Annotated in this window: 9 protein-coding genes; 4 read left to right on the top strand and 5 right to left on the bottom strand. The window is 63.8% G+C overall.

All coding sequences use genetic code 11. The annotated features are described in order from the left end of the window. A partial coding sequence (locus Q0082_RS10680) for a ribonucleotide-diphosphate reductase subunit beta (protein WP_298192325.1) occupies window positions 1-549 on the bottom strand: 549 nt, incomplete at its 3' end. A gap of 189 nt (window positions 550-738) precedes the next feature. Here Q0082_RS10680 and Q0082_RS10675 point away from each other — a divergent pair. Next, window positions 739-999, top strand: coding sequence for a DUF2171 domain-containing protein (locus Q0082_RS10675; RefSeq protein ID WP_298192323.1), 261 nt, complete (start codon window positions 739-741; stop codon window positions 997-999). Between the two features lie 50 nt (window positions 1,000-1,049). On the opposite strand, the gene Q0082_RS10670 is transcribed toward Q0082_RS10675, so the two are convergent. Beyond that, window positions 1,050-1,430: a PepSY domain-containing protein gene (locus Q0082_RS10670; RefSeq protein WP_298192321.1), complete on the bottom strand. Its 381-nt coding sequence runs from the start codon at window positions 1,428-1,430 to the stop codon at window positions 1,050-1,052. A 212-nt stretch (window positions 1,431-1,642) separates the two neighbouring features. After that, window positions 1,643-3,553, bottom strand: a complete 1,911-nt coding sequence (locus Q0082_RS10665) for a ribonucleoside-diphosphate reductase subunit alpha (RefSeq protein ID WP_298192326.1) — start codon at window positions 3,551-3,553, stop codon at window positions 1,643-1,645. A 646-nt stretch (window positions 3,554-4,199) separates the two neighbouring features. Between Q0082_RS10665 and Q0082_RS10660 the strand changes: the two genes are divergently transcribed. After that, complete coding sequence (locus tag Q0082_RS10660) at window positions 4,200-4,442, top strand: GlsB/YeaQ/YmgE family stress response membrane protein (protein ID WP_298192319.1); 243 nt, start codon at window positions 4,200-4,202, stop codon at window positions 4,440-4,442. Window positions 4,443-4,463: 21 nt separating this feature from the next. On the opposite strand, the gene nadB is transcribed toward Q0082_RS10660, so the two are convergent. Then, complete coding sequence (nadB, locus tag Q0082_RS10655; protein ID WP_298192318.1) at window positions 4,464-6,095, bottom strand: L-aspartate oxidase; 1,632 nt, start codon at window positions 6,093-6,095, stop codon at window positions 4,464-4,466. Window positions 6,096-6,499: 404 nt separating this feature from the next. Then, window positions 6,500-7,456, bottom strand: coding sequence for an ABC transporter ATP-binding protein (locus Q0082_RS10650; RefSeq protein ID WP_298192316.1), 957 nt, complete (start codon window positions 7,454-7,456; stop codon window positions 6,500-6,502). Between the two features lie 95 nt (window positions 7,457-7,551). On the opposite strand from Q0082_RS10650, the gene Q0082_RS10645 reads away from it, so the two are divergent. Then, complete coding sequence (locus Q0082_RS10645) at window positions 7,552-7,749, top strand: zinc-finger domain-containing protein (protein ID WP_298192314.1); 198 nt, start codon at window positions 7,552-7,554, stop codon at window positions 7,747-7,749. A gap of 42 nt (window positions 7,750-7,791) precedes the next feature. Continuing rightward, a partial coding sequence (locus Q0082_RS10640; protein ID WP_298192312.1) for a DNA gyrase modulator occupies window positions 7,792-8,015 on the top strand: 224 nt, incomplete at its 3' end.

Raw genomic sequence — 8,015 nt, 5'->3', positions numbered from 1 at the left:
CTGGCCCATGCCCTTCATCTTGTTGAAGCGCGGGAAGTTCATCAGCATGGCGAAGCTGGCGAAGAGCTGGAGGCCTTCGGTGAAGCCGCCGAACATCGCAAGGGTGCGGGCGATGTCTTCATCGCTGTCGACGCCGAACTGCTGCAGGTAATCGTGCTTGGCGCGCATTTCCTCGTATTCGAGGAACATCGCGTACTCGCTTTCGGGCATGCCGATGGTGTCGAGCAGGTGCGAATAGGCGGCGATGTGCACCGTCTCCATGTTGGAGAAGGCGGCGAGCATCATCTTGACCTCGGTCGGCTTGAACACGCGGCCGTACTTGTCGTGGTAGCAATCCTGCACCTCGACATCGGCCTGGGTGAAGAAGCGGAAGATCTGGGTGAGCAGGTTGCGCTCGTGGTCCGAGATCTTCTGCGCCCAATCGCGGCAATCCTCGCCCAGAGGAACCTCTTCCGGCATCCAGTGGATCTGCTGCTGGCGCTTCCAGAAGTCGTAGGCCCAGGGATATTCGAAGGGCTTGTAGGAGCTGCGGGCTTCAAGAAGGGACATGGGACGGATCCTGTAGGGCAAGAGATTGAAATATAGCGATCATGCGGCAAAACGATAAGCGGTGCGAAAGGGCAGACGCGCCGGATTCAGCCTCTGGCGCGTGGAACGACAGGCCGCGCGGCGCGTTGTGCGTTCGAGGCCACCGGCCCATCCGGCTGCGCGGCCCGACCTCAACCCAGGAGACCAGTCATGTCCCACGACATTGCCGCACAGATCCGCGAACACATGGAAGTCATCGGCGCAGACGGCGTGCACGTCGGCACGGTCGATCATGTCGACGGTGATCGCATCAAGCTGTCGAAGAAGGACAGCAGCAGCGGGATCACGGATGAGACCCACGAGGGCCATCATCACTATCTCTCGCTGGGGCTCGTGGCCGCCGTGGAGGGCGACACGGTGCGCCTCTCGGCCAATGGCGATGTGGCCTACGCGATGGAAGAAGAAAAATAAGGCGGCAGATCCGGCCGCAGTCCCGCGAGGGATTGCGGCCGGGGCCGGCGTTACTTCCAGAACCAGCGCGGGGTGAGCTTGCGCTCCGCCCGATTGCGCCACATCTGGATGTAGAGCCAGAGGCCTGAAAAGCTGAAGAAGATCATCGCAAAGCCCGAGAGCGTGGCGATCACCACGCCGACCGGACCGAAGCTTTCGCCCGAATGCAGGTGATGCAGCAGCCCGATCACTGCGCGCGGATCGCCCGGCTTGGGCTTGGGCCGGCACATGTAGTCTGGTGGGCAGACGAACGCCGGCTTGGCGCTGGCTTCGACCTTCGGTTTCTCCCCGCCCGCCATCAAGGGCACAATCTGGCTGAGCGTGCCGGTGACGGCGATCCACAGCAGGAACACCCCGAAGAAAACCGAAATCCAGCGATGAAACTTGCGCACGACGAGGTCCCTTATGCAATTGCGAACTATTCGCAACTGTAGCCTCCCCGGACTCTCCGAGGCAAGCGGGTACCGTGTCGCGGATTGTAACCGTGCCGGGCAAGCCGCAAAGTTTGGCTGATTGTATCACGCAGTCCGGCATGGTTACGATCTCAAGCAGGGATTCAGGCTAGAACGGCGATGCCCGGCATCCCCGGTGCTTCATGGCAAAATCACTGGCAGGCGAGGCATTCCTCGTAGTCGGTCGGCTGGGCGGCGAGCTCCATCACCGGCGCGGCGGCGGTGTTGTCCGCCTCCACCCCGCCGGCGAAACCGGCGCGCTGCACCGACTTCGAGCGGAGGTAGTAGAGCGACTTGATGCCCTTCTCCCACGCCTGGAAGTGGAGCATCATGAGATCCCACTTGTCGACGTCGGCCGGGATGTAGAGGTTCAGCGACTGCGCCTGATCGATGTAGGGCGTGCGGTCCGCCGCGAATTCGAGCAGCCAGCGCTGGTCGATCTCGAAGCTGGTCTTGTAGACGGCCTTTTCCTCCGGCGAGAGGAAATCGAGGTGCTGGACCGAACCCCCGCGCTCGAGGATCGAGTTCCACACGTTGGTCGAATCCTTCGATTTCGACTGGAGCAGCTTCTCGAGATAGGGGTTCTTGACCACGAAGCTGCCCGAGAGCGTCTTGTGGGTGTAGATGTTCGCCGGAATCGGCTCGATGCAGGCCGAGGTGCCGCCGCAGATGATCGAGATCGACGCGGTGGGGGCAATCGCCATCTTGCAGGAGAAGCGCTGCATCACGCCCATGTCTGCGGCATCGGGGCACGCACCGCGTTCCTGCGCGAGGAGAAGCGAGGCCTCATCCGCCTTGGCGGCGATGTGCTTGAACATCTTGAGGTTCCACGCCTTGGCCATGGCGCTTTCGAAACCGATGCCCTTCTGCTGCAGGAACGAGTGGAAGCCCATTACGCCCATGCCGACCGAGCGTTCGCGCATGGCCGAGTACTTGGCGCGGGCCATTTCGTCCGGCGCGCGGTCGATGTAGTCCTGCAGCACGTTGTCGAGGAAGCGGAGCACGTCCTCGATGAAGCGGTCGTCCTTGTTCCACTCGTCCCACGTCTCGAGGTTGAGCGAGGAGAGGCAGCACACCGCGGTGCGATCGTTGCCGAGGTGATCACGCCCGGTGGGGAGCGTGATTTCCGAGCAGAGGTTCGAGGTCGAGACCTTGAGGCCGAGATCGCGGTGATGCTTGGGCATCATGCGGTTCACCGTGTCGTTGAACACGATGTAGGGCTCACCCGTGGCGAGGCGGGTTTCGACGAGCTTCTGGAACAGCGAGCGCGCATCGACGGTGCCGCGCACCGAGCCGTCCTTGGGGCTGCGCAAGTGGAATTCGGCGCCATCGCGCACCGCTTCCATGAACTCGTCCGTCAGCAGCACGCCGTGGTGGAGGTTCAATGCCTTGCGGTTGAAATCGCCCGAGGGCTTGCGGATTTCGAGGAACTCCTCGATCTCCGGGTGCGACACGTCGAGATAGCAGGCGGCCGAGCCGCGGCGTAGCGAGCCCTGCGAGATGGCGAGGGTGAGGCTGTCCATCACGCGGACGAAGGGGATGATCCCGCTGGTCTTGCCGTTGAGGCCGACAGATTCGCCAATACCGCGGACCTGGCCCCAGTAAGTGCCGATGCCGCCGCCGCGACTGGCGAGCCAGACGTTCTCGTTCCACGTGCCGACGATGCCTTCGAGGCTGTCAGACACCGAATTGAGGTAGCACGAGATGGGCAGGCCGCGCCCGGTGCCGCCGTTGGAGAGCACGGGGGTGGCGGGCATGAACCACAGCTTCGAGATGTAATCATAGAGCCGCTGCGCGTGATCAGAATCATCGGCATAGGCATCGGCCACGCGCGCGAAGAGATCCTGATAGCTCTCACCGGGCAGCAGGTAGCGGTCGTCGAGCGTTTCCTTGCCGAAATCCGTCAGCAGGGCGTCACGTGCCGTATCCGTCACGATCGTGAAGCGGCGTGCGTTGATCGTCTTGGAATCGGAAACCGGCTTGGCTGCTGCGGCAAGCGCACCTGCCGCGCCTGCGGCCATCGCCGCCACCAGCGCTTCGCTGCCCTTGTCGTCCGCACTCATGCCAATCGCCTTTCCATTCTCACGCGCGGGAGCCGCCGCATCGGCGAGGCTGAACTCGCTCTGGCCGTCATGCTCCACAACGCCTTCTCCAGTCCTGAAATCCACGCCGGCAGTCCCCTGTTCCATCCACTGCGCCCGTTCGAAACTTCCGACTCGGAACGCGAAATCCATCATACGCCCGGCGGAACAAAAGGAGAATATAAATCCCCTCACACGCCCGCGCAGGCACCAAACTCAAGGGTCAAGACCAGGGTCGGCGGCCGGACAGCCACCGTTGCCGCGAGCTAACTGCCCGCTGCGCCACCAAAACTAGGTTTAGAGGTTCCCCCAGGACCCGACCACTACCCATAGTGCCTCAACCGGAATCAGACACAAGAGGGTAAACACCCCCTTATCGATTCGGCTCGTCGCACATACGATTCGTTTCATCGTCATGACGGTCATGCTGCAGCGCAGCGACGCGCGCGAAAACCGGCATTTCAAGCCCCAATCTGCAGCCTCGCAAATAAATTTGGGCTCCTCGCCCGATCTTGTGGACAAGATCGCTGTCCAGACCCCGCACGAAATAAGCCACGCGATTATCCACTGGCGCGTGGGGCTAACCGCGCGATATGCCTCGCTCCGGTTGCAATGGCGGAGCGCACGCATGTTCAAGCTTATCTCGATCCTTCTCAGCGGCTTGTTCGTTGGCCTCGCCGCGCGCTACCTCTATCCCGGCAGCGTGCCGATGGGGCTGGGGCGCACGATCCTGCTGGGCATCGTGGGTTCGCTCGTGGCGGGGCTGGCGGCAGGCTGGGGCAGCAAGGACAGCGGCGGCGTCACCCGCGCAGGCTGTATCGCCTCGGTGCTCGGGGCGATGGTGGTGATCTTCATCGGGCGGCATCTCTAGGGACGACCGCCCAAGCGACCTTCAGCCCGGCACCAGCACCGTATCGCGCGCGGCGGGCTGGGTCTGGGGGTAGTCCTCGTTGAAGTGGAGGCCGCGGCTTTCGCGGCGGGCGCGGGCGCTTTTCACGATGAGTTCGGCAGTCTGGAGCAGGTTGCGCAGCTCGATCAGGTCAGCCGTCACGCGGAAGTTGCCGTAGTAGTCGTTGACCTCGCCCTTCAATAGCTTGATGCGGTGCGCGGCGCGCTCGAGGCGCTTGTTGGTGCGCACGATGCCGACGTAGTTCCACATGAAGCGGCGGAGTTCGGTCCAGTTCTGCTTGATGACGACTTCCTCGTCGGAATCCGATACGCGGCTTTCGTCCCATGGGCGGAGCGCGGGCGGGGCGGGGAAGACGTCCCAGCGGGCGAGAATGTCGTTGGCAGCGGCATCGCCGAACACGAAGCATTCGAGCAGGCTGTTGGAGGCGAGCCGGTTGGCGCCGTGGAGCCCGCTTTCCGAGCATTCACCCACGGCATAGAGCCCATCGAGATCGGTGCGGCCGGCAAGGTCGATCAGGACGCCGCCGCAGGTGTAGTGCTGCGCGGGAACGACCGGGATCGGCTCCTTCGTCATGTCGATGCCGAGGCCGAGCAGCCGCTCATAGATATTGGGGAAGTGGCCGCGGACGAAGTCCGGGTCCTTGTGGCTGATGTCGAGGTGGACGTAGTCGAGGCCGAGGCGCTTGATCTCGTGATCGATCGCGCGGGCGACGATATCGCGCGGGGCAAGCTCCTCGCGCGGGTCGAAACGGGGCATGAAGCGCTCGCCGCCGCCGGGGACGCCGGGCGGCAGCTTGAGGTGCCCGCCCTCGCCGCGCACGGCTTCGGTGATCAGGAAGTTCTTGACCTCGAGGTTGTAGAGGCAGGTCGGGTGGAACTGCATGAATTCCATGTTGGAAACGCGGCAGCCTGCGCGCCAGGCCATGGCGATGCCGTCTCCGGTCGCGCCGCGCGGGGCGGTGCTGAAGAGATAGGTGCGGCCGGCGCCGCCGGTGGCGAGGATCGTGGCGCGGGCGGCGAAGCATTCGACGCGTCCGCTGGCGGTATCGAGTGCATAGACGCCCCAGACCCGGCCGCTGCCGCTCTGGTCGCCGCTGTGGCCTGCCCTATGATCCGCACGGTGGCGGTCGGTGACGAGATCGATCGCCACCATGTCGGGGCGCAGCGTGATGTTGGGGTGCGCCTTGGCAGCGGCGATCAGCGCCTGCTGGACCGCCCAGCCGGTGGCATCATCGACATGCACGATGCGGCGGTGCGAGTGGCCGCCTTCACGCGTGAGGTGCAGCGCGCCGGATTCGGCGTTGAAGGGGACGCCAAGGTCGGCAAGGCGGCGAATCGCTTCGGGGGCGTTCTCGACGACGAACTCGACCGTCTCGCGCCGGTTGAGGCCCGCGCCGGCGACCATCGTGTCGCGGATATGATCATCGAAGGTATCGCCTTCATCGAGCACAGCAGCGATGCCGCCCTGCGCCCAGGCGGTCGATCCGCCATCGAGCGCGCCCTTGGCGAGCACGAGGACACGGCAGCGTTCGGCCAGCACGAGGGCAGCGGTGAGCCCTGCGGCGCCGGAGCCGACGATCAGGACATCGTGGCTGGGCATGTCGGCAGCGCTCATGACGCGGCCCGGGGTGCATCAGGGATACGATTGATCACAGTCGCTCCTTGCCCGTCCGCACCGCATTTGGGAAGCCACAAGCGGTATGGCCCGAAAAGGTAAAGTGGAAGCATTAGGCCGATCTGAACGTTTGTTTTTGCACCTGCGAAATGGTATGTCCGCCTGGGATCGGTACTCTCGTCGGAATAACCGGATATGCTTTGGCGCCTGCCATTCTGCCTTTTCAACCGCCACAACGCCGAACCGACCTCCGTGCGGTGGAACGGAACCCGCCATGTGGGAATCTGCCGGGTTTGCAAGCGCGCCGTGCGCAAATCCGGCCGCGGCTACTGGAAGCGGCTCGTTGAAGAAGAAGTCGTTTCCAATCAATAAAATGAAGGGCTGCGCAGGTTGGCCGCAAGAGGCTATCCGAGCGCGCCGGCCGGGGCGCTGGTCAGCTTGACGAAGACGTCCTCAAGGTCTGCCTCGTCGGTTGATACATCGACGATCCCATACCCGAGCGACTGCACCAGCGCGAGCACTTCGCCTGCGTTCATGCGGTCCTTGTTATAGGTCACGCGCAGCTCGCGTTCACTCGAAATGGTGCTCTTCACGAAGGCTTCATGCTGCGGTGCCGCAACGATGGGCCGATCCAGCGTCAGCACCACGATTTTCTCGCGCATCATGCCGACCAGCTCGCGCGTCGGCTGGTCGGTAATGAGCCGGCCGTGGTTGATGATCGCGATGCGGTCGCACAGCTGCTCGGCTTCCTCGAGGTAGTGCGTGGTAAGCACGATGGTTACGCCTTGCTTGTTAAGATCGACCACGAGCTCCCACAGCAAGCGCCGCAGTTCGACGTCGACACCCGCCGTCGGCTCATCAAGGACAAGGATCGGCGGGGTGTGCACCATGGCCTTGGCGATCAGCAGGCGGCGCTTCATGCCCCCTGAAAGCGATCGGGCGTAGGCATGGGCCTTGTCGGCGAGATGGACCGACTGCAGCAGTTCGAACGAGCGGCGCGCAGCGGGTGGCACGCCGTAGAGACCGGCCTGGATATCGAGCACTTCGATGGGCGTGAAGAACGGATCGAACACGATCTCTTGCGGCACGATGCCGATCGAGGCCTTGGCATTCCGCGGTTCGCGGTCGATGTCGAAACCCCAGATCTCGACCGAGCCGGACGACTTCATCACGAGCCCAGCCATCGTGTTGATCAGCGTGGACTTGCCCGCGCCGTTGGGGCCGAGCAGACCGAAGATCTGGCCTTGCGGCACATCGAAGCTGACGCCGCCAAGCGCGAGCTTGCCTTCGCCGGCGTCCTTGCCGGCGGGCGCATAGCGTTTGACGAGATCACGGATGCGGATGGCGGGGGTGGTGTCCATGGGTTTCTCCCTGCCCCCGGAAGCGTTTCGCGTAAAGGGTGCGCGTGCAAGCACCTTCTTGTCGGTTCGGGCATGGTTTGCTACCCGCTGCGGCCATGAGCACGATCAGCAATCCCGAGACTGTTGTTGTCACCAGCACCCGCGTGCGCTGCGACGGGGCAGACAACATCCGGGGTGGTGCAGCGCTGGGCCACCCGCGTGTCTTCATCGAGATCGACGAGCGCGGCTATGCCGAATGCGGCTATTGCGACCGGCGCTTTGTCCTGAAGGGCGGGCCTGCCGACCACGCTTAATCGCGGTGGCATGATCGGGCGGGGGTGCCTATATCCCTGTCCATGACCAACACGCCGGATCCCCGCTCGCTGCTCTATCGCCCTGGCCTCTTGACGCCCGAGGAGGCGAAGCGGCTCACCGCAACCGCGCTGGGCGCATGCGAGGATGGCGAGCTCTATCTCCAGTTCATCGCGAGCGAGAGCTTCGGCTTCGACGACGGGCGGCTGAAGACGGCGGACTATTCGCGCGATGCCGGGTTCGGCCTGCGCGGGGTTTCGGGCGAGAT

It is taken from the genome of Novosphingobium sp., assembly GCF_027489515.1.
GTDB lineage: Bacteria > Pseudomonadota > Alphaproteobacteria > Sphingomonadales > Sphingomonadaceae > Novosphingobium.
Note: the sequence above shows the minus strand (reverse complement) of the source record. Positions and strands in the feature narration are given on the sequence as shown.